Raw genomic sequence first — 20,169 nt, 5'->3', positions numbered from 1 at the left:
AAGCAACCCCAAAAAAAGCCCCTAGTTAGGCTACAATCCCGCCCTTGTCGTTAAGCACTGCTACAGGATCTTCCATGTCGGTTTCCTTCGTTCACCTGCGCGTCCACTCCGAATTCTCGCTGGTTGACGGCCTGGTGCGGATCAAGCCGCTGGCCAAGGCGCTGACCGGGATGAACATGCCGGCGGTCGCCATCACCGATCAGAGCAACATGTGCTCGCTGGTGAAGTTCTACAAGACTGCCATGGGCGCCGGTATCAAACCGATCTGCGGTGCCGACCTGTGGCTGGCCGGTGCCGACCCGGAAGCCCCGCTGTCACGCATCTGCTTCCTGGCCATGGACCCCAAGGGCTATCGCAACCTCACCGAATTGATCTCGCGCGGCTGGACCGATGGCCAGCGCAACGGCCTGGTCATCCTCCAGCGTGAATGGATCGCCCCCGCCAGCGAGGGCCTGATTGCCCTTTCCGCGGGTAAGGAAGGCGACATCGGCATGGCCTTGCTGGCTGGGCGGCAAGATGAAGCCGAAGCGCTACTTCAGGACTGGATGGGCATGTTCCCCGAGCGCTTCTACGTTGAAGTGCAGCGCACCAATCGCGCACGCGACGAGGAATACGTGCATGCGGCGGTGGCGTTGGCCGACAAGCTTGGCGCCCCGCTGGTGGCTACCAACGACGTGCGCTTCATCAAGCAGACGGACTTCGACGCCCACGAAACCCGCGTATGCATCGGCGAGGGCTGGACCCTCGACGACCCGCGCCGTCCGCGTTGCTACAGCGACCAGCAGTACCTGAAGTCGGCAGAGGAAATGGCCGAGCTGTTCAGTGACCTGCCCGACGCCATCGCCAACACCGTCGAAATCGCCAAGCGCTGCAACATCCAGGTGCAGTTGGGCAAGTACTTCCTGCCTGACTTCCCCACGCCCAACGGCATGGGCATCGACGACTATCTGCGGCATGTGTCCCACGAAGGTCTGGAAGAGCGCCTGGCGGTGCTGTGGCCGAAAGAGACCACGCCCAATTATGAAGAAAAGCGTCAGGTCTACCTGGACCGCTTGAAGTTCGAGCTGGACATCATCATCCAGATGGGCTTCCCCGGTTACTTCCTGATTGTTATGGACTTCATCAAGTGGGCCAAGAACAACGATGTACCGGTTGGCCCGGGCCGCGGTTCGGGTGCTGGCTCGCTGGTGGCGTACGTACTGAAGATCACCGACCTCGACCCGCTGGCCTACGACCTGCTGTTCGAGCGCTTCCTCAACCCTGAGCGTGTTTCCATGCCCGACTTCGACGTCGACTTCTGCATGGACGGCCGTGACCGGGTGATCGACTACGTGGCCGAGGCCTACGGTCGTAATGCGGTGAGCCAGATCATCACCTTCGGTACCATGGCCGCCAAGGCAGTGGTACGTGACGTGGCGCGGGTGCAAGGCAAATCCTATGGCCTGGCCGACCGCCTGTCGAAGATGATCCCCTTCGAAGTGGGCATGACTCTGGAGAAGGCCTACGAGCAGGAAGAAATCCTGCGCGACTTCCTCAAGGGCGACGAAGACGCCCGTGAGATCTGGGACATGGCCCTGAAGCTGGAGGGTGTGACCCGGGGTACCGGCAAGCACGCCGGTGGTGTTGTTATCGCACCGACCAAGCTCACCGATTTTTCGCCGATCGCCTGTGATGAAGAGGGTGGTGGCCTGGTAACCCAGTTCGACAAGGATGACGTCGAGGCCGCCGGCCTGGTGAAGTTCGACTTCCTCGGCCTGCGTACCTTGACCATCATCAAGTGGGCGATGGAGATCATCAACCGCGAGCAGGCCAAGAAGAACCTGCCCGACCTCAACATCGACTTCATCCCGCTGGACGACCGCAAGACTTACGAGCTGCTGCAGAAGGCCGAAACCACGGCGGTGTTCCAGCTTGAATCGCGTGGCATGAAGGAGCTGATCAAGAAGCTCAAGCCCGACTGCCTGGAAGACCTGATCGCACTGGTTGCGCTGTTCCGCCCGGGCCCGCTGCAGTCGGGCATGGTGGACGACTTCATCAACCGCAAGCACGGCCGCGCCGAGCTGGCCTACCCCCACTCCGACTACCAGTACGAAGGCCTCAAGCCAGTACTGGCGCCGACCTACGGCATCATCCTGTACCAGGAACAGGTGATGCAGATCGCCCAGGTGATGGCGGGTTACACCCTGGGTGGCGCCGACATGCTGCGCCGAGCCATGGGTAAGAAAAAGCCCGAGGAAATGGCCAAGCAGCGCGGTGGTTTCATCGAAGGTTGCGTAGCCAACAATATCGATGCGGACCTCGCCGGTAACATCTTCGACCTGGTAGAGAAGTTCGCGGGCTACGGCTTCAACAAATCCCACTCCGCTGCCTATGGCCTGGTGTCGTACCAGACCGCCTGGCTGAAAACCCACTACCCGGCGCCGTTCATGGCCGCGGTCCTGTCGGCGGATATGCACAACACCGACAAGGTGGTGGTGCTGGTGGAGGAGGTGCGCAGCATGAAGCTGCGCCTCGACGCGCCGGACGTGAACTTCTCGGACTTCAAGTTCACCGTCAACAACGACGGCCGGATCGTCTACGGCCTTGGCGCCATCAAGGGCGTCGGCGAAGGCCCGGTGGAGGCGATTGTCGAGGCCCGTGCCCAGGGTGGTCCGTTCAAGGACCTGTTCGATTTCTGTGAACGCATCGACCTCAAGCGGGTCAACAAGCGTACCCTTGATGCGCTGGTGCGCAGTGGCGCGCTGGACCGCCTTGGCCCGCACTTCCATGACGAGATCAAGGCCTACCACGCCAACATCGACATCAACCGGGCAACCTTGCTGTCGGCGCTGGGCGAGGCCATCAAGGCAGCCGAGCAGGCTGCGCACACCGCTGACAGTGGCCATGTCGACCTGTTCGGCGGCATGTTCGACGCGGCAGATGTCGACGTCTATGCCAACCATCGCAAGGTGCGCGAGCTCACCCTCAAGGAGCGTTTGAAGGGGGAGAAAGACACCCTTGGCCTGTACTTGACCGGCCACCCGATCGACGAGTACGAGACCGAAATTCGCCGCTTCGCCCGCCAGCGCATCGTCGACCTCAAGCCGTCGCGCGAAACCCAGACCATTGCCGGCATGATCATTGCGTTGCGGGTGATGAAGAACAAGAAGGGCGACAAGATGGGCTTCGTCACCCTGGATGACCGTTCCGGGCGGATCGAGGCATCGCTGTTTGCCGATGCCTTCATGGCGGCACAGTCCTTGCTGCAGACCGATGCCATGGTGGTGGTGGAAGGCGAGGTCAGCAATGACGACTTCTCCGGGGGCTTGCGCCTGCGGGTGAAGCAGGTGATGACCATGGAAGACGCGCGCACCAAGCTGGCTGAGAGCCTGCGCCTGAAGGTGGCGCACGACGCACTGAAAGGCGACCGGCTGAAGTGGCTGGGCGAGCTGATCACCCGCCATCGTGGTGCTTGCCCGATCACGCTGGAGTACACCGGCAGCGACGCCAAGGCCATGCTGCAGTTTGGCGAGCAGTGGGCGATAGACCCGGCCGATGGGCTGATTCAGGCGCTGCGTGACCAGTTCGGGCGTGAGAACGTCTTCCTGCAATATCGTTGAACCGACAAAAATTTAATCTCGACCTGAATGCGCCTGATCCCTTAAGGTATGGCGCCAAACGGATCAACCGGCCGGCCGCCTGGCCGTAGACCCAAGACGGATGACTATGAACCCGAATTTCCTCGATTTCGAACAGCCGATTGCCGACCTGCAAGCCAAGATCGAAGGCCTGCGCCTGGTGGGTAACGACAACTCGCTGAACATCAGCGATGAAATTGCCCGTCTGCAAGACAAGAGCAACACCCTGACCGAAAGCATCTTCGGCAACCTGACCAGCTGGCAGATCGCCCGCCTGGCCCGTCACCCCCGTCGTCCATACACCCTGGACTACCTGGAGCACATCTTCACCGAGTTCGAAGAGCTGCACGGGGACCGTCACTTCTCTGACGACGCCGCCATCGTGGGTGGTACTGCGCGTCTGGACGGCAAGCCGGTCATGGTCATTGGTCACCAGAAGGGCCGTGAAGTGCGCGAGAAAGTGCGTCGCAACTTCGGCATGCCGCGCCCGGAAGGCTACCGCAAGGCCTGTCGCCTGATGGAAATGGCCGAACGCTTCAAGATGCCGATCCTGACCTTCATTGACACGCCGGGCGCCTACCCGGGTATCGACGCTGAAGAACGCAACCAGAGTGAAGCCATCGCCTGGAACCTGCGTGTCATGGCACGCCTGAAAACTCCGATCATCGCTACCGTGATCGGTGAGGGTGGTTCCGGTGGGGCACTGGCCATTGGCGTGTGCGACCAACTGAACATGCTGCAGTACTCCACTTACTCGGTTATCTCGCCGGAAGGCTGTGCTTCCATTCTGTGGAAAACTGCCGACAAAGCAGCAGACGCGGCCGAAGCCATGGGTATCACCGCCGAGCGCCTGAAGAGCCTGAACATTGTCGACAAGGTCATCCAGGAGCCGCTGGGCGGCGCCCACCGTGACCCGGGCAAGATGTCCGAAAGCATTCGTGCCGATCTGGTGCAGCAGCTGGACATGCTCGGCAAGTTCGACAACGACGCGCTGCTGGCCCGCCGTTACGAGCGCCTGATGAGCTACGGTCTCTGATTCTGATTTGCCCCGGGGGCCGTTTTTGTGGCCCTTGTGATTGACGGCACCGGCTTCGCCGGTGTTCGCGGGTAAACCCGCTCCTACAGGTATTGCGCTGCCCTTGAGGCTTGCGCCGTGCATGTGGGAGCGTGCTTGCCCGCGAATGCATTCTTGAATCGAGCGAGGGCTAGATGATCAACCTCACTCCTTGGCTCAACGCCCCCGCCTGGCACGTCGCCTTTTCCGGCGGCCTCGATTCCACCGTCCTCCTGCACCTGCTGGCTGATTACGCCCGCAATCACGTTTCCCCCCCGCTGCGTGCCATTCATGTCCATCATGGCCTGCAGTCCGCTGCTGACGCCTGGCCCGCCCACTGCCAAGCCATCTGCGACAATCTTGGCATCGAGCTCCAGGTCATCCACGTCCAGGTCAGTCCCGGCGCCAGTCTTGAGCAGGCCGCTCGCGACGCCCGCTATGCCGCCTTCAGGCAAGTCCTCGGCCCGGGCGACATCCTGTTCACTGGCCAGCACCGCGACGACCAGGCCGAGACCCTGCTGTTCCGCCTGTTGCGCGGCGCGGGCCTGCGCGGCCTGGCAGCCATGCCGGTGCAGCGGGCATTAGGGCGGGGCAGCCTGGTCAGGCCGTTGCTGGGTTGTTCCCGGCAGCAGTTGCAGGACTACGGCAAAGCCCAAGGGCTGGTCTGGATCGATGACCCGTCAAACGCCGATACACAATTCGCCCGCAACTACCTGCGCGGCGAAGTGATGCCGCACTTGCAGCAACGTTGGCCTCAGGCCAGCCAGAACTTCGCCCGTGCAGCAGAACATCTGGGTGAGGCGCTGGGTTTGCTGGACGAACTGGCCCGGGAGGATCTGGCGCTTGCGCGTAAGGGGGCGCCCATCGTCTGGCCGGGGCTGGATTCCCTCGACCTGGCCGCCCTGTTGACGTTATCGCCGGCCCGTCAGCGCAATGCCTTGCAGTACTGGCTGAGCCAGCGCACCCGTTTGCCCGATACCCGGCACTGGGCCGGCTGGGCAGACCTGCGCGATGCCGCTGCCGATGCCCGGCCAGTCTGGCGGCTTGCCGATGGACGGTTGGTACGTAGCCACGGGCGCATCTGGTGGTTGAGCGGTGATTGGCTACAGCAACCGGCTGGCTCGCTGGCCTGGCCCGAGCCTGATGTGCCATTGCGGTTGCCGGGCAATGGTAGCGTGCGTCTTGTTGGCGCAGCCGTGCCGGGCGGGTTGCGCGTTGCCTACCGTCAGGGTGGTGAAATGCTGGAGGTTCCCGGCCGTGGCCGGCGTGACCTCAAGCGCCTGCTCAACGAGCAGCAGGTGCCGCATTTCCTGCGCTCGCGCCTGCCGTTGCTGTATCGCGGCGAATGCCTGCTGGCGGTAGCCAACCTGCCCGGGCTGGTGCAGGCGGATTGCCAGCTGCACTGGCAGTTACCGACGAACGCGCAAGGTTTGAGCTGAAGGGTACATTCCGGTAGACTACCCTCCCTTCTTGATACAACTTCTGTGGGTTCCGCGAAAACACAGGAGTTGCCGATTACCAAGCAGTTTTTTGCCGAGCTGATTCTGGAAATGACGAGCGAACGCCATGCCGGGGATACCCTGGCTGTACAGACGCGGCAGTTTTTCGAGATGCACTGTGATTGACGCAGGTGATCGGGGGCTTCGGCCTTCCTTCGCTTTCTCCGGCGGCGCTGGCCGCCTTAACGCAGACTTCTAGGGTTTTTCATGACGCGCTACATATTCGTCACGGGCGGTGTTGTTTCTTCATTGGGGAAAGGCATTGCCTCGGCTTCCCTGGCGGCCATCCTGGAAGCGCGGGGCCTGAAGGTCACCATGCTCAAGCTGGATCCGTACATCAACGTCGACCCGGGCACCATGAGCCCGTTCCAGCACGGTGAAGTTTTTGTCACCCATGATGGTGCCGAGACCGACCTCGACCTGGGTCACTACGAGCGGTTCATCCGCACCACCATGACCCAGAACAACAACTTCACCACTGGCCGTATCTACGAGCACGTGCTGCGTAAAGAGCGTCGTGGTGATTACCTGGGCGCGACCATCCAGGTCATCCCGCACATCACCGACGAAATCAAGCGTCGCATCATCAAGGGTGCCGGCGATGCCGACGTGGCCCTGGTGGAAATCGGCGGTACCGTGGGTGATATCGAGTCGCAGCCGTTCCTCGAGGCGATTCGCCAGCTGCGCGTCGAAGTGGGTTCCAAGCGTGCCATGCTGATGCACCTGACCCTGGTCCCGTACATCGCCACCGCTGGCGAAACCAAGACCAAGCCGACCCAGCACTCGGTCAAGGAACTGCGCTCCATCGGCCTGCAGCCTGACGTGCTGATCTGCCGCTCCGACCACCCGGTCGATGCTTCGTCGCGTCGCAAGATCGCGCTGTTCACCAACGTTGAAGAGCGTGCGGTGATTTCGCTGGAAGACGTCGACACCATCTACAAGATCCCGGGCGTACTGCACGCACAGGGCCTGGACGACTTCGTCGTCGAGCGTTTCGGCCTGCAGTGCAATGGCGCCGACCTGTCCGAGTGGGACAAGGTGGTCGATGCCAAGCTCAACCCGGAGCACGAAGTGACCATCGCCATGGTCGGCAAGTACATGGAGCTGCTGGATGCGTACAAGTCGCTCATCGAAGCGATGAGCCACGCCGGCATTACCAACCGTACCAAGGTCAACCTGCGTTACATCGACTCGGAAGACATCGAGAACCAGGGTACCAGCCTGCTGGAAGGCGCTGATGCCATCCTGGTTCCGGGTGGTTTCGGCCTGCGTGGCGTGGAAGGCAAGATTACCGCGGTGCAATATGCCCGTGAGAACAAGGTGCCGTACCTGGGTATCTGCCTGGGCATGCAGGTGGCCGTCATCGAATTCGCCCGTAACGTGATGGGCTGGAAAGACGCCAACTCCACCGAGTTCGACCGTAACAGCGGCCACCCCGTGGTCGGCCTGATCACCGAGTGGGCCGATGCCACCGGTGCCGTCGAGACCCGCGACGAGGCTTCCGACCTGGGCGGCACCATGCGCCTGGGCGCACAGGACTGCCAGCTGGCTGCCGGCTCCAAAGTGCACGACTGCTACGGCAAGGACGTGATTACCGAGCGTCACCGTCACCGCTACGAAGTGAACAACAACCTGCTGCCACAACTGGTGGACGCTGGTCTGGTGGTTTCCGGTCGTTCCGAAGACGGCGCGCTGGTGGAAGTGGTCGAATCCAAGGACCACCCATGGTTCGTCGCCTGCCAGTTCCACCCGGAGTTCACCTCCACCCCGCGTGACGGCCACCCGCTGTTCAGTGGTTTCGTCAAGGCAGCCCTGGCTCAGAAGAACAAGGCCTGATCAATGACTCAGAAGATCATTCGCGTCGGTAACATCGAGATCGCCAACGACAAGCCGTTCGTCCTGTTCGGCGGCATGAACGTCCTGGAGTCCCGTGACCTGGCAATGAAGGTCTGCGAAGAGTACGTGCGGGTTACCGAAAAGCTTGGTATCCCGTATGTGTTCAAGGCCAGCTTCGACAAGGCCAACCGTTCGTCGGTAACGTCCTACCGTGGGCCTGGCCTGGAAGAAGGGCTGAAGATCTTCGAAGAGATCAAGCGCACCTTCAATGTGCCGGTGATTACCGACGTGCACGAGCCGTATCAGGCCGAGCCGGTGGCCAAGGTGTGCGACATCATCCAGCTGCCGGCCTTCCTGTCGCGGCAGACCGATCTGGTGGTGGCCATGGCCAAGACCGGTGCGGTGATCAACATCAAGAAGGCCCAGTTCCTCGCACCTCAGGAAATGAAACACATCCTGGCCAAGTGCGAAGAGGCCGGTAATGACCAGTTGATCCTCTGCGAGCGTGGTTCAAGCTTCGGCTACAACAACCTGGTAGTGGACATGCTCGGCTTCGGTATCATGAAGCAGTTCGAGTACCCTGTGTTCTTCGACGTGACCCATGCCCTGCAGATGCCGGGTGGTCGCGCCGATTCTGCCGGTGGCCGCCGCGCCCAGGTTACCGACCTGGCCAAGGCCGGCATGAGCCAGGGCCTGGCCGGGCTGTTCCTCGAAGCGCATCCCGATCCGGACAACGCCAAGTGCGATGGTCCGTGCGCGCTGCGCCTGGACAAACTGGAGCCATTCCTGGCCCAGCTCAAGCAACTGGACGACCTGGTGAAAAGTTTTCCGACGGTAGAAACCGCGTAAAGCTCATTTCTCGGGTAAAGTACTGCCCGTTCCACCCCTGACCCGCCGGTCAGGGGCTCCCTTCACTTGGCCTGCCAATCGCAATCTCAGCCAGGTGAACGGCAAGAATTCTCTAAGCTGCGTTGTTTTCGTCAATTCTGGAGTGCTTACAACAATGGCAAAAATCGTCGACATCAAAGGTCGTGAAGTTCTCGATTCGCGTGGCAACCCCACCGTGGAAGCCGATGTACTGCTCGACAACGGCATCATCGGCAGCGCTTGCGCGCCGTCCGGTGCTTCCACCGGCTCGCGCGAAGCGCTGGAGCTGCGTGATGGCGACAAGAGCCGTTATATGGGCAAGGGCGTGCTGAAGGCCGTCGCCAACATCAACGGCCCGATCCGTGACCTGCTGCTGGGCAAGGACCCTTCCGACCAGAAGGCTCTGGACCGCGCCATGATCGAACTGGACGGTACCGAGAACAAGGCCAAGCTGGGCGCCAACGCCATCCTGGCTGTTTCCCTGGCTGCCGCCAAAGCAGCTGCCCAGGACCAGGACCTGCCGCTGTACGCGCACATCGCCAACCTGAACGGCACCCCAGGCGAGTACTCGATGCCGGTTCCGATGATGAACATCATCAACGGTGGCGAGCATGCCGACAACAACGTCGACATCCAGGAGTTCATGGTTCAGCCGGTTGGCGCCAAGACCTTCTCTGACGGCCTGCGCATGGGCACCGAAATCTTCCACCACCTCAAGGCTGTACTGAAGGCCCGTGGCCTGAACACCGCCGTAGGTGATGAAGGTGGTTTCGCCCCTAACCTGGCATCCAACGAAGACGCCTTGGGCGCCATCGCCGAAGCTGTCGAAAAAGCCGGCTACAAGCTGGGCACCGACGTGACCCTGGCTCTGGACTGCGCGGCTTCCGAATTCTACGAAGACGGCAAGTACAACCTGTCCGGTGAAGGCAAGTCGTTCGACGCCGAAGGCTTCGCCGACTACCTGAAAGGCCTGACCGAGCGTTTCCCGATCATTTCGATCGAAGACGGCCTGGACGAGTCCGACTGGGCTGGCTGGAAAATCCTCACTGACAAGATCGGTGAAAAAGTCCAGTTGGTCGGTGACGACCTGTTCGTGACGAACACCAAGATCCTCAAGGAAGGCATCGAGAAGGGCATTGGTAACTCGATCCTGATCAAGTTCAACCAGATCGGCTCGCTGACCGAAACCCTGGAAGCCATCCAGATGGCCAAAGCTGCCGGTTACACTGCAGTGATCTCGCACCGTTCCGGTGAAACCGAGGACTCGACCATCGCCGACCTGGCTGTGGGTACTGCTGCTGGCCAGATCAAGACGGGTTCGCTGTGCCGTTCCGACCGCGTTTCCAAGTACAACCAGCTGCTGCGCATCGAAGAGCAACTGGGCGCCAAAGCGGTTTACCGCGGTCGTGCCGAGTTTCGCGGTTAAGCAAGAGATGGTAAAAAGGCAGCAGCCGAAGTTGTAGGAACGTTCGTACTGAACTTTCCTACGTACCAACGGGTTTCTGTCGACGAAGCCTGGCCTCGGCCAGGCTTCGTGCTATTCGAGGCCCCGAAGTAAAACGCGGCAGCCTTTTTAACCTGGATAACGTGATGCGCAGTCCCTATTGGTTGTTCCTCGTTCTGCTCTTGCTGTTGGGTGGCCTGCAGTACCGCCTGTGGGTGGGTAGCGGCAGCCTGGCGCAAGTAACCGAACTGAAGCAGCAGATTGCCGATCAGCATGCAGAAAACGAGCGCTTGCTCGAGCGTAATCGCGTGCTCGATGCTGAAGTGCTAGAGCTGAAAAAAGGCATGGAGACCGTTGAAGAACGAGCCCGCCATGAATTGGGGATGGTAAAAGAGGGCGAAACCCTCTTCCAGTTGCCACAGAAATGATCGATACCTTGCCGGCCTTCTGGGCCGTGATTCCTGCGGCGGGTGTAGGTGCCCGCATGGCTGCCGACCGCCCCAAGCAATACCTGGAGCTGGCTGGGCAGACGCTACTCGAGCACAGCCTCGACTGTTTTCTTGGCCATCCGGCGCTTAAAGGCGTGGTGGTCAGCATTGCCGAAGACGACCCGTACTGGCCTGGCCTGCGCTATGCCAGCGACCCACGCATCCAGCGCGCGGCAGGTGGCCGTGAGCGAGCTGACTCGGTGCTTAACGCCTTGCTGATGCTGCATGCCCAAGGGGCGGCTGACAGCGACTGGGTACTGGTGCACGATGCCGCGCGGCCGAACCTGGCACGCAGCGACCTGGACAAGCTGTTGTCGGAGCTGGCGGACGATCCGGTGGGTGGTCTGCTGGCCGTGCCGGCGCGCGATACCCTCAAGCGCGCCGACAGTAATGGCCGGGTGAGTGCTACTGTGGACCGCAGCACGATCTGGCAGGCGTACACACCTCAGATGTTCCGCCTTGGAGCGTTGCATCGGGCGCTGGCCGAATGCCTGGTGTCGGATGTGGTGGTCACCGACGAGGCTTCTGCCATCGAATGGTCCGGTCAGGCGCCGCGGCTCGTGGAAGGGCGCAGTGACAACATAAAGGTGACCCGGCCCGAAGATCTCGAATGGTTGCGCCAGCGCTGGGCGGGTAAACGCTGAACATTCTCCTGTACTGGCCTTTTCGCGGGTTCACCCGACGAGGCCAGTACATGCAGTACATCCCGTTAGCCGAACCGGTATTCCGGCAACCCTGCCAACCCCTCCTTCAGGTAATCCACCAGCCGTCGCACCTTCGGCGACAGGTGCCTCTGCTGCGGATACAGCGCCCAAACCGCGGTATTCGGCGGCTGGTGCGCCTCAAGCAGCGACACCAGCGCGCCGCTATTGAGGTGTTCCAATACGTAGTAATCCGGCAACTGGCACAACCCTATCCCTTGTAACGCCGCATCCAGCACGGCCTGGCCACTGTTGCAGCGCCAGTTACCCTGTACCCGCTGGCTGATCTCACGGCCATCCTGCTGTAGTGCCCACAAGTCCGAACTCCCCACCAGGCAATTGTGCCGCGCCAGCTCGGACAGGCTGTGTGGCCGGCCATAGCGCTCAAGATAGGCCGGCGAGGCGCACAGGTACATGCGCCTCGGCGCCAGACGGGTGGCCACCAACCGAGAGTCGGCCAGGCGGCCCAGGCGGATGGCCAGGTCCATGCCTTCATGCAGCAGGTCGAGGGTGTGGTTGCTCAGCTCCACATCCACGCGCAGCTGCGGGTACAGCGCCATGAATCGTGTCACCAGCGGCACGATGAAGCGCTCGCCGTAGGCCACAGCGCAGGTCATGCGCAGCAAGCCCTTGGGTTCGCTGGCCAGGTCGCCCATGGCGCGCAACGCTTCCTCACGGCCATCCTGCAAGCGCTGGCAGTGCTGCAGGAAGGTCTGCCCGGCCTCGCTCAGGGTTACCCGGCGGGTACTGCGGTACAGCAAGCGCGTTTGCAGGCGTTCCTCCAGCCGGGCGATCTGCCGGCTGATGTGCGATGAGGAAACCCCCAGGCGTTCGGCGGCGGCAGTGAACTGGCCCGATTCGGCCACGGCGACAAATTCGTCGATGCCTTCCCATCGGCTGCTCATTGATTATCCCTGTATGGCAATAATGTTTTGTCTTTGGCCTGATTATTCATCAAAAGGCGCTGAATTACACTGCGAGACTGAATCGACCCACTGTCTGGAGACCTTTGATGATCAAGTCCCGTGCTGCCGTAGCCTTCGAAGCCAAGAAACCCCTGGAAATCGTCGAAGTCGACGTGGCCATGCCAAAGGCCGGTGAAGTGCTGCTGCGCGTGGTCGCCAGCGGTGTCTGCCACACCGATGCCTATACCCTGTCCGGTGCTGACCCGGAAGGTATCTTCCCATCGATCCTCGGCCACGAAGGTGGTGCAATTGTCGAAGCGGTAGGCGAGGGGGTCACCTCGGTCGCCGTGGGCGACCACGTCATCCCGCTGTACACCCCGGAATGCGGCAAGTGCAAGTTCTGCCTCTCGGGCAAGACCAACCTGTGCCAGGCCATCCGCGCCACCCAGGGCAAGGGCCTGATGCCGGACGGCACCACGCGCTTCTCGTACAAGGGCCAGGAGTTGTTCCACTACATGGGGACCTCGACCTTCTCCGAGTACACCGTGCTGCCGGAAATTTCCGTGGCCAAGATCCAGAAAGAAGCACCACTGGAAAAGGTCTGCCTGCTGGGCTGCGGCGTCACCACCGGTATCGGCGCGGTACTCAACACTGCCAAGGTCAAGCCGGGTGATACCGTGGCCATCTTCGGCCTGGGTGGCATCGGTCTGTCGGCCGTGATCGGTGCGGTCAAGGCCAAGGCCTCACGTATCATCGCCATCGACATCAACCCGGCCAAGTTCGAAATCGCCCGCCAACTGGGTGCCACCGATTGCGTCAACCCGAAAGATTACGATCGCCCGATCCAGGAAGTGATCGTCGACCTCACCGATGGTGGCGTGGACTTCTCCTTCGAGTGCATCGGCAACGTTCAGCTGATGCGCGCCGCTCTGGAATGCTGCCACAAGGGTTGGGGTGAGTCGGTGATCATCGGTGTGGCCGGTGCCGGCCAGGAAATTTCCACGCGTCCGTTCCAGCTGGTGACCGGTCGCGTGTGGCGTGGTTCGGCGTTTGGCGGCGTGCGTGGCCGCAGCGAGCTGCCAAGCTACGTGGAAATGTCCGAGAAAGGCGAGATCCCGCTGGACACCTTCATCACCCACACGATGGGTCTGGAAGACATCAACAAGGCCTTCGACCTGATGCATGAAGGCAAGAGCATCCGTAGCGTGATCCACTTCTGAGGTCTGCCATGAGCCTGGATAACATCTCCTGCCAGAAAAGCTTCGGCGGCTGGCACAAGCGTTACCGGCATCACTCCAGGGTGCTGGGTTGCGACATGGTGTTTGCTGTGTACCTGCCGCCGCAGGCCGAGCAGGGCGAAAAGCTGCCGGTGCTGTACTGGCTCAGCGGCCTCACCTGCACCGACGAGAACTTCATGCAGAAGGCCGGCGCCCAGCGTCTGGCCGCCGAGCTGGGGCTGATCATCGTTGCCCCCGATACCAGCCCGCGTGGCGAGCAGGTGCCGGGCGACCCGGACGGCGCCTGGGACTTCGGCCTGGGCGCTGGCTTCTACCTCAACGCCACCCAGCAACCCTGGGCCCAGCACTACCGCATGCACGACTATGTGGTGGAGGAGTTGCCAGCCCTGATCGAGGCGCACTTCCCGGCGTCGGGCGAGCGTAGCATCAGCGGCCACTCCATGGGTGGGCACGGCGCGCTGGTGTGCGCCTTGCGCAACCCGGGGCGCTACCGGTCGGTGTCGGCATTCTCGCCGATCAGCAATCCGATGGATTGTCCGTGGGGCGAGAAGGCCTTCAGCCGCTACCTGGGTGAAGACCGTGGGCGCTGGCGTGAGTGGGATGCCAGCGTGCTGCTGGCCGAAACCCCTGCTGGCCAATGCCCGCCGTTGCTGGTGGATCAGGGCGACCGTGACGATTTCCTCGAGAAGCAGCTCAAGCCTGAAGCGCTGGAACAGGCGGCACGCAAAGGTGGCCATGAAATGACCCTGCGTATGCAGCCGGGCTATGACCATAGCTATTACTTCATTGCCAGCTTCATCGAGGAGCACCTGCGTCATCATGCGGTGGCACTGGGGCGGGTGTAAGGCGTAGCTTTTTCGGCGCCTGGGAGATCGGGCGCCGCCCGCGCGGCGCATCGCGAGCTGCGCTCGCTCCTACGTTTGTTTCGGGCCAGTAACGCCTGTGCCAATGCGCGCGACCGCCTTGTTCGTCCAACGTGATATCGAGCCATGCAGCAAAATGCTCGCGCGCAAATCCCTCAGAAATAACTGGCCCGAAACAAACGTAGGAGCGAGCGCAGCTCGCGATGCGCCGCGCGGGCGGCGCCGATCTCCCAGGCGCCGACAATGCCGCGTCAATCACCTCACGCCCCACTGCCTCAAAAGCAGGTAGAATCACGCCCTGACTCATTCAGGGCGTTTTTTTATGCGTATTGGCCACGGCTACGATGTGCACCGTTTCTGCGACGGTGATTTCATTACCCTGGGCGGGGTGCGTATCCCCCACAAATACGGCCTGCTGGCCCATTCCGACGGTGACGTGCTGCTGCACGCCCTGAGTGATGCCTTGCTTGGCGCTGCGGCGCTGGGCGACATCGGCAAGCATTTCCCCGACACCGACCCACAGTTCAAGGGTGCTGACAGCCGCGCGCTGCTGCGCCATGTGGTCGGTATCGTCAAGGCCAAAGGCTGGAAGGTCGGCAACGTTGACGCCACCATCGTCGCTCAGGCACCGAAAATGGCCCCACACATCGAAACCATGCGCCAGCTGATCGCCGAAGACCTGCAGGTCGAACTCGACCAGATCAATGTCAAGGCCACCACCACAGAGAAGCTGGGCTTTACCGGCCGCGAGGAGGGCATTGCCGTGCATTCGGTCGCCCTGTTGCTGCCAGCATGACCGAACTGGAACTGCTGGGCCCTCGCGCATCGGGTGAAGCACTGGGTACCGCCGTCCTCAAAGCGGTTGCCGAAGACTTTCAGGTTGACGAAGTCCTGGATATCCCGCTATCGGGCCAAGGCGAGCACCTGTGGCTGTGGGTCGAAAAGCGTGATCTGAACACCGAAGAAGCCGCCCGACGCCTCGCCCGCGCCGCTGGCGTACCGGTGCGCAGCATCAGCTACGCCGGCCTCAAGGACCGCCAGGCGCTGACCCGCCAGTGGTTCAGCCTGCACCTGCCGGGTAAGGCCGACCCGGATCTGTCGCGTGCAGAGGATGCCAGCCTGCGTGTGCTCAAGCAGGTGCGCCATCAGCGCAAACTGCAGCGTGGCGCGCATTCGGCCAACGGGTTCACCTTGCGCCTGACGGCCCTGGCTGCCGATCACCAGGCGGTGGATGCGCGCCTGGAACAGCTCAGACAGCACGGTGTGCCCAACTATTTCGGCACTCAGCGTTTCGGGCACGGCGGTGGCAACGTTCATGACGCCCTCGATTGGGCCGCGCGCAAGGCTTTGCCTGAGCAGCGCAACGTGCGTTCGCGGCTGCTTTCGGCCGGGCGCAGCTATCTGTTCAATCAGTTGCTGGCTGCGCGTGTCGCTGACGGTAGCTGGGCCCGAGCCCAGGTCGGGGACCTGCTGGCGTTCACCGACAGCCGCAGTTTCTTCCCGGCGGGTGAGGCGGAATGTGCCGACCCGCGCCTGGCGATTCTCGACCTGCACCCGACCGGGCCGATGTGGGGGGAGGGCGCTTCACCTGCTGGCGCTGTGCCTGCCCAGCTGGAAAACGCTATCGGCGCACGCCAGCCGGCACTTTGCCAGTGGTTGGCCCAGGCGGGCATGGATCACGAACGACGAATTCTGCGGCTCCCTATTGGCGGCCTGACGTGGCATTATCCCGAGCCTGATATCCTGCAACTGGAATTCGTCCTGCCGGCCGGATGCTTCGCCACCGTGGTGGTGCGTGAAGTCGTGGATCTGGTGTCGGCAGGGCAGACGGACAGCCCATGCGTATTCTGATTTCGAATGACGACGGTGTTACCGCACCTGGCATCGCCGCGCTGCACGCTGCGCTGGTGGATTATGCCGAGTGCGCAGTGATCGCCCCGGATCAAGACAAGAGCGGCGCCGGCAGTTCGCTGACGCTGGACCGGCCACTGCACCCGCAGACCCTGGCCAATGGCTTCATCAGCCTCAATGGCACGCCGACCGACTGCGTGCACCTGGGGCTCAATGGGCTGTTGCCGCAGACGCCGGACATGGTCGTGTCGGGGATCAACCTCGGTGCCAACCTGGGCGACGACGTGCTGTATTCGGGAACGGTCGCTGCGGCGCTGGAAGGCCGCTTCCTCGGCGGTACCTCGCTGGCGTTCTCGCTGTTGTCGCGCCTGCCGGACAACCTGCCGACCGCGGCCTATATCGCCCGCCGTCTGGTCGAGGCACAGTCGCGCCTGGCGTTGCCGCCACGCACCGTACTCAACGTCAATATTCCCAACTTGCCGCTGGAGCACATCCGTGGCATCCAGCTCACCCGTCTTGGTCACCGGGCACGTGCGGCGGCGCCAACCAAGGTGGTCAACCCGCGTGGCAAGGAAGGCTACTGGATTGCTGTGGCCGGTGATGCCGAGGACGGCGGCCCGGGCACCGACTTCCACGCGGTGATGCAAGGCTACGTATCAATTACCCCGCTGCAACTCGATCGCACCTTCAATGATGCCTTCGAGCAGCTCGATGGTTGGCTGGAGGGCCTGCTCTGATGCGTGAGGACGATATGCTGCGGCGTGGCATCGGCATGACCTCTCAGCGTACCCGGGAGCGGCTGATCCAGCGCTTGTGCGAGGAGGGTGTTTCGAACACCCAGGTGCTCGACGTAATCCGTCGTACGCCGCGCCACTTGTTCGTTGACGAGGCGCTGGCCCATCGGGCTTACGAAGACACCGCGCTGCCGATCGGCCACAACCAGACCATTTCACAGCCGTTCATGGTTGCGCACATGAGCGAGCTGTTGCTCGAGGCCGGGCCGCTGGACAAGGTGCTGGAGATTGGCACCGGCTCGGGCTACCAGACGGCGATCCTGGCCCAGCTGGTCGAGCGGGTGTTCTCGGTAGAGCGCATCAAGGTACTGCAGGACCGGGCCAAAGAGCGCCTGGTGGAGCTGAACCTGCGCAACGTGGTATTCCGCTGGGGTGACGGTTGTGAGGGGTGGCCGGCGCTTGCGCCCTACAACGGCATCATCGTCACCGCCGTGGCGCCGGAAGTGCCACAGGCACTGCTCGACCAGTTGGCACCCGGTGGGCGCATGGTCATCCCGGTAGGGCCTGCCGGCGAAGTGCAGCAACTGATGCTGATCGTGCGCGAGGAGCATGGATTCTCCCGTCGCGTACTGGGGGCTGTGCGTTTCGTGCCACTGCTCAATGGTCCCCTGGCCTGAGGTCTGTTGATCTGAGCTGTGCAGGCATGAGGCGCGGTGTATTTTTGTGCCGCCGGCGAATTCTTGTCGCTTTGCCCTGTCTATCAGGCGGTGCGAAGCGCTAACGCACAGCGTGCGCCGGGGGGGTTCGCCCGTCTTTCGTACCCGTCTGCCAATACCGGCTGGCTTGGTTATAATTGCAACAATATTGCATTTCTTGTCTTCATATAGATTTTCGGCACCATGAGGGGAGCGCGGGTGGGTCACACAGTCATTCGGCAGCGCAAGGACGGGTCGGGTTTCAAGCTTCTGGTGATTGCATTGGCCATGGGCGCGCTTCTGGTGGGTTGCTCAAGCACCAGCAGCAACAACGCGCGGGTGGTCGACCGCAACAACACCGTGCCCAAGCGCCCGGCGGTGACTTCCGGGCAATACATCGTCAAGCCAGGCGACACCCTGTTCTCCATCGCCTTCCGTTATGGTTGGGACTACAAGGAGCTGGCTGCACGCAATGGCATCCTGGCGCCCTATACCATCCGCCCGGGGCAGGCGATCCGTTTCAGCAGCGGTTCCAGCAGCCGCACCACGGTGGTATCCAACCCGTCCTCGTCAAGCCGCACCACGGTCACGCGGCGGCCTGTGGGCAGCACTGCAACCGCGCCCGCCAGCACCCGTAAACCAGTCGCGCCGGCCTCTTCGGGCAGCGCGCCCGTGGTTGCCAGCGTGCCGGCTGCGGAGCGTGCGGTAGGCGGCTGGGCTTGGCCTGCCAACGGCGTGCTGATTGGAAAATTTGCTTCAAACGGTAGTTTGAATAAAGGCATTGATATCGCCGGTGATTTGGGACAGCCTGTTTTTGCTGCGTCTGATGGTGCAGTGGTATACGCCGGGAGTGGTTTGAGGGGCTACGGCGAGCTGATCATCATCAAGCACAGCGACACCTACGTCAGTGCCTACGGTCATAACCGCAGGCTGTTGGTTCGGGAGGGGCAGCAGGTCAAGGCAGGGCAGTCGATTGCTGAAATGGGGTCTACGGGCACAGATCGGGTGAAGCTGCATTTCGAGATTCGCCGCCAGGGCAAACCCGTCGATCCGCTCCAGTTCCTGCCACGTCGTTGATCGTTGTACCCAGCCTGTTCCTGTGATGTAGAGGGGACAGGCTCAAGCGCTGCCAGGGATAAAGGTGCCGCTCGAGTCTGAGTTCGAACTCAGCAAAGGATTATAACAATGGCTCTCAGTAAAGAAGTGCCGGAGTTTGACATCGATGATGACGTCCTCCTGATGGAGACGGGCATCGTTTTGGAAACGGATGTGGTGTCAGACGAACCTGCTGTATCTTCGGTTCGGACGAGGGCCAAGTCGGGCTCTTCGCTCAAGCAACACAAGTACATCGATTACAGCAGGGCGCTCGATGCCACCCAGCTGTATCTCAACGAGATTGGTTTCTCGCCGCTGCTTTCGCCGGAAGAAGAAGTGCATTTTGCGCGCTTGTCGCAGAAGGGTGACCCTGCCGGCCGCAAGCGCATGATCGAAAGCAACCTGCGCCTGGTTGTCAAAATTGCCCGTCGTTACGTGAACCGTGGCCTGTCGCTGCTCGACCTGATCGAAGAGGGCAACCTGGGGTTGATCCGTGCGGTCGAGAAGTTCGACCCGGAGCGTGGTTTCCGTTTTTCGACCTATGCGACCTGGTGGATTCGCCAGACCATCGAACGGGCGATCATGAACCAGACTCGCACCATTCGCCTGCCGATCCACGTTGTCAAGGAGCTGAACGTCTATCTGCGTGCCGCGCGCGAACTGACCCAGAAACTCGACCATGAACCCTCACCAGAAGAAATCGCCACGCTGCTGGAGAAGCCGGTTACCGAGGTCAAGCGCATGCTGGGCCTGAATGAGCGGGTGTCGTCTGTGGATGTTTCGCTTGGCCCGGACTCGGACAAGACCCTGCTTGATACGTTGACCGACGACCGCCCGACTGATCCGTGCGAATTGCTGCAGGATGACGACCTGTCGCAGAGCATTGATCAGTGGCTGGGTGAGCTGACCGACAAGCAACGCGAGGTGGTGGTGCGTCGCTTTGGCCTGCGTGGGCATGAAAGCAGTACCCTTGAAGATGTTGGCCTGGAGATTGGCCTGACCCGGGAGCGGGTGCGGCAGATTCAGGTAGAGGGGCTCAAGCGTTTGCGCGAGATCCTTGAGAAGAATGGCCTGTCCAGTGAGTCGCTGTTCCAGTAGCGAAGGTCTGTCACTCAAAACGCCCCGATGACCTCGGGGCGTTTTTGTGTGTGGGGCGAAAAGTTTGAGAGCGTCGGGGGGCACTTCAGGGCAGAACAGATATCTAATATGTACTGCGCTACCCCGGTAACATTGCCTGTAAGCCTTTTCTTACTCGTTTTGTAAGCTATCTACGCACGTCTCA

General features: G+C 61.7%; 17 protein-coding genes. 16 read left to right on the top strand and 1 reads right to left on the bottom strand.

Annotated features, from left to right (window positions below; all coding sequences use genetic code 11):
- The first annotated feature begins 74 nt into the window (after nucleotides 1-74).
- The 8 genes from dnaE to ispD all read left to right on the top strand — a co-directional run bounded on the left by dnaE (nucleotide 75) and on the right by ispD (nucleotide 11,449).
- The gene (dnaE, locus tag GST84_20430; GenBank protein ID XGB14563.1) at nucleotides 75-3,599 is read left to right on the top strand and encodes a DNA polymerase III subunit alpha; all 3,525 of its coding nucleotides are present in this window, start codon (nucleotides 75-77) and stop codon (nucleotides 3,597-3,599) included.
- 106 nt (nucleotides 3,600-3,705) lie between these two features.
- Nucleotides 3,706-4,653, top strand: a complete 948-nt coding sequence (locus tag GST84_20425) for an acetyl-CoA carboxylase carboxyltransferase subunit alpha (GenBank protein ID XGB14562.1) — start codon at nucleotides 3,706-3,708, stop codon at nucleotides 4,651-4,653.
- Between the two features lie 173 nt (nucleotides 4,654-4,826).
- Nucleotides 4,827-6,110 (top strand): tRNA lysidine(34) synthetase TilS, encoded by a 1,284-nt coding sequence (gene tilS, locus GST84_20420; GenBank protein ID XGB14561.1) that lies wholly within the window; start codon nucleotides 4,827-4,829, stop codon nucleotides 6,108-6,110.
- A gap of 267 nt (nucleotides 6,111-6,377) precedes the next feature.
- Nucleotides 6,378-8,006 carry a CTP synthase gene (locus tag GST84_20415; protein ID XGB14560.1) on the top strand — a complete coding sequence of 543 codons (1,629 nt, stop codon included), beginning with the start codon at nucleotides 6,378-6,380 and terminating at the stop codon, nucleotides 8,004-8,006.
- A 3-nt stretch (nucleotides 8,007-8,009) separates the two neighbouring features.
- Nucleotides 8,010-8,855, top strand: a complete 846-nt coding sequence (gene kdsA / locus GST84_20410) for a 3-deoxy-8-phosphooctulonate synthase (GenBank protein ID XGB14559.1) — start codon at nucleotides 8,010-8,012, stop codon at nucleotides 8,853-8,855.
- Nucleotides 8,856-9,009: 154 nt separating this feature from the next.
- Complete coding sequence (locus GST84_20405) at nucleotides 9,010-10,299, top strand: phosphopyruvate hydratase (protein ID XGB14558.1); 1,290 nt, start codon at nucleotides 9,010-9,012, stop codon at nucleotides 10,297-10,299.
- A gap of 164 nt (nucleotides 10,300-10,463) precedes the next feature.
- Nucleotides 10,464-10,745, top strand: a complete 282-nt coding sequence (ftsB, locus tag GST84_20400; GenBank protein ID XGB14557.1) for a cell division protein FtsB — start codon at nucleotides 10,464-10,466, stop codon at nucleotides 10,743-10,745.
- Nucleotides 10,742-11,449, top strand: coding sequence for a 2-C-methyl-D-erythritol 4-phosphate cytidylyltransferase (ispD, locus tag GST84_20395; GenBank protein ID XGB14556.1), 708 nt, complete (start codon nucleotides 10,742-10,744; stop codon nucleotides 11,447-11,449). The genes ftsB and ispD overlap by 4 nt, the downstream gene beginning before the upstream one ends.
- Nucleotides 11,450-11,514: 65 nt before the next feature.
- On the opposite strand, the gene GST84_20390 is transcribed toward ispD, so the two are convergent.
- Nucleotides 11,515-12,411, bottom strand: coding sequence for a LysR family transcriptional regulator (locus GST84_20390; protein ID XGB14555.1), 897 nt, complete (start codon nucleotides 12,409-12,411; stop codon nucleotides 11,515-11,517).
- A gap of 107 nt (nucleotides 12,412-12,518) precedes the next feature.
- Between GST84_20390 and GST84_20385 the strand changes: the two genes are divergently transcribed.
- The 8 genes from GST84_20385 (at nucleotide 12,519) to rpoS (ending at nucleotide 19,985) form a co-directional block, all read left to right on the top strand.
- Nucleotides 12,519-13,631: an S-(hydroxymethyl)glutathione dehydrogenase/class III alcohol dehydrogenase gene (locus GST84_20385; protein XGB14554.1), complete on the top strand. Its 1,113-nt coding sequence runs from the start codon at nucleotides 12,519-12,521 to the stop codon at nucleotides 13,629-13,631.
- Between the two features lie 8 nt (nucleotides 13,632-13,639).
- Nucleotides 13,640-14,494 carry an S-formylglutathione hydrolase gene (fghA, locus tag GST84_20380; GenBank protein ID XGB14553.1) on the top strand — a complete coding sequence of 285 codons (855 nt, stop codon included), beginning with the start codon at nucleotides 13,640-13,642 and terminating at the stop codon, nucleotides 14,492-14,494.
- A gap of 340 nt (nucleotides 14,495-14,834) precedes the next feature.
- Nucleotides 14,835-15,308 carry a 2-C-methyl-D-erythritol 2,4-cyclodiphosphate synthase gene (ispF, locus tag GST84_20375; GenBank protein ID XGB14552.1) on the top strand — a complete coding sequence of 158 codons (474 nt, stop codon included), beginning with the start codon at nucleotides 14,835-14,837 and terminating at the stop codon, nucleotides 15,306-15,308.
- The gene (truD, locus tag GST84_20370) at nucleotides 15,305-16,363 is read left to right on the top strand and encodes a tRNA pseudouridine(13) synthase TruD (GenBank protein XGB14551.1); all 1,059 of its coding nucleotides are present in this window, start codon (nucleotides 15,305-15,307) and stop codon (nucleotides 16,361-16,363) included. The genes ispF and truD overlap by 4 nt, the downstream gene beginning before the upstream one ends.
- Nucleotides 16,351-17,100 (top strand): 5'/3'-nucleotidase SurE, encoded by a 750-nt coding sequence (surE, locus tag GST84_20365; GenBank protein XGB14550.1) that lies wholly within the window; start codon nucleotides 16,351-16,353, stop codon nucleotides 17,098-17,100. The genes truD and surE overlap by 13 nt, the downstream gene beginning before the upstream one ends.
- Nucleotides 17,100-17,774 (top strand): protein-L-isoaspartate(D-aspartate) O-methyltransferase, encoded by a 675-nt coding sequence (locus GST84_20360; GenBank protein XGB14549.1) that lies wholly within the window; start codon nucleotides 17,100-17,102, stop codon nucleotides 17,772-17,774. Before surE ends, GST84_20360 begins: the two co-directional genes overlap by 1 nt.
- A gap of 237 nt (nucleotides 17,775-18,011) precedes the next feature.
- Nucleotides 18,012-18,869: a peptidoglycan DD-metalloendopeptidase family protein gene (locus tag GST84_20355; GenBank protein XGB14548.1), complete on the top strand. Its 858-nt coding sequence runs from the start codon at nucleotides 18,012-18,014 to the stop codon at nucleotides 18,867-18,869.
- Between the two features lie 108 nt (nucleotides 18,870-18,977).
- Nucleotides 18,978-19,985 (top strand): RNA polymerase sigma factor RpoS, encoded by a 1,008-nt coding sequence (gene rpoS / locus GST84_20350; GenBank protein ID XGB14547.1) that lies wholly within the window; start codon nucleotides 18,978-18,980, stop codon nucleotides 19,983-19,985.
- Nucleotides 19,986-20,169 lie beyond the last annotated feature (184 nt).

It is taken from the genome of Pseudomonas putida, assembly GCA_041879295.1.
In the GTDB taxonomy this organism is placed as follows: Bacteria; Pseudomonadota; Gammaproteobacteria; order Pseudomonadales; family Pseudomonadaceae; genus Aquipseudomonas; species Aquipseudomonas putida_Y.
Note: the sequence above shows the minus strand (reverse complement) of the source record. Positions and strands in the feature narration are given on the sequence as shown.

What these genes read in the sequence shown, in the direction of transcription:
- dnaE (XGB14563.1), top strand. Translation starts at nt 75, where the DNA reads ATGTCGGTTTCCTTCGTTCACCTGCGCGTCCACTCCGAATTCTCGCTG.
- GST84_20425 (XGB14562.1), top strand. Translation starts at nt 3,706, where the DNA reads ATGAACCCGAATTTCCTCGATTTCGAACAGCCGATTGCCGACCTGCAA.
- tilS (XGB14561.1), top strand. Translation starts at nt 4,827, where the DNA reads ATGATCAACCTCACTCCTTGGCTCAACGCCCCCGCCTGGCACGTCGCC.
- GST84_20415 (XGB14560.1), top strand. Translation starts at nt 6,378, where the DNA reads ATGACGCGCTACATATTCGTCACGGGCGGTGTTGTTTCTTCATTGGGG.
- kdsA (XGB14559.1), top strand. Translation starts at nt 8,010, where the DNA reads ATGACTCAGAAGATCATTCGCGTCGGTAACATCGAGATCGCCAACGAC.
- GST84_20405 (XGB14558.1), top strand. Translation starts at nt 9,010, where the DNA reads ATGGCAAAAATCGTCGACATCAAAGGTCGTGAAGTTCTCGATTCGCGT.
- ftsB (XGB14557.1), top strand. Translation starts at nt 10,464, where the DNA reads ATGCGCAGTCCCTATTGGTTGTTCCTCGTTCTGCTCTTGCTGTTGGGT.
- ispD (XGB14556.1), top strand. Translation starts at nt 10,742, where the DNA reads ATGATCGATACCTTGCCGGCCTTCTGGGCCGTGATTCCTGCGGCGGGT.
- GST84_20390 (XGB14555.1), bottom strand. Translation starts at nt 12,411, where the DNA reads ATGAGCAGCCGATGGGAAGGCATCGACGAATTTGTCGCCGTGGCCGAA.
- GST84_20385 (XGB14554.1), top strand. Translation starts at nt 12,519, where the DNA reads ATGATCAAGTCCCGTGCTGCCGTAGCCTTCGAAGCCAAGAAACCCCTG.
- fghA (XGB14553.1), top strand. Translation starts at nt 13,640, where the DNA reads ATGAGCCTGGATAACATCTCCTGCCAGAAAAGCTTCGGCGGCTGGCAC.
- ispF (XGB14552.1), top strand. Translation starts at nt 14,835, where the DNA reads ATGCGTATTGGCCACGGCTACGATGTGCACCGTTTCTGCGACGGTGAT.
- truD (XGB14551.1), top strand. Translation starts at nt 15,305, where the DNA reads ATGACCGAACTGGAACTGCTGGGCCCTCGCGCATCGGGTGAAGCACTG.
- surE (XGB14550.1), top strand. Translation starts at nt 16,351, where the DNA reads ATGCGTATTCTGATTTCGAATGACGACGGTGTTACCGCACCTGGCATC.
- GST84_20360 (XGB14549.1), top strand. Translation starts at nt 17,100, where the DNA reads ATGCGTGAGGACGATATGCTGCGGCGTGGCATCGGCATGACCTCTCAG.
- rpoS (XGB14547.1), top strand. Translation starts at nt 18,978, where the DNA reads ATGGCTCTCAGTAAAGAAGTGCCGGAGTTTGACATCGATGATGACGTC.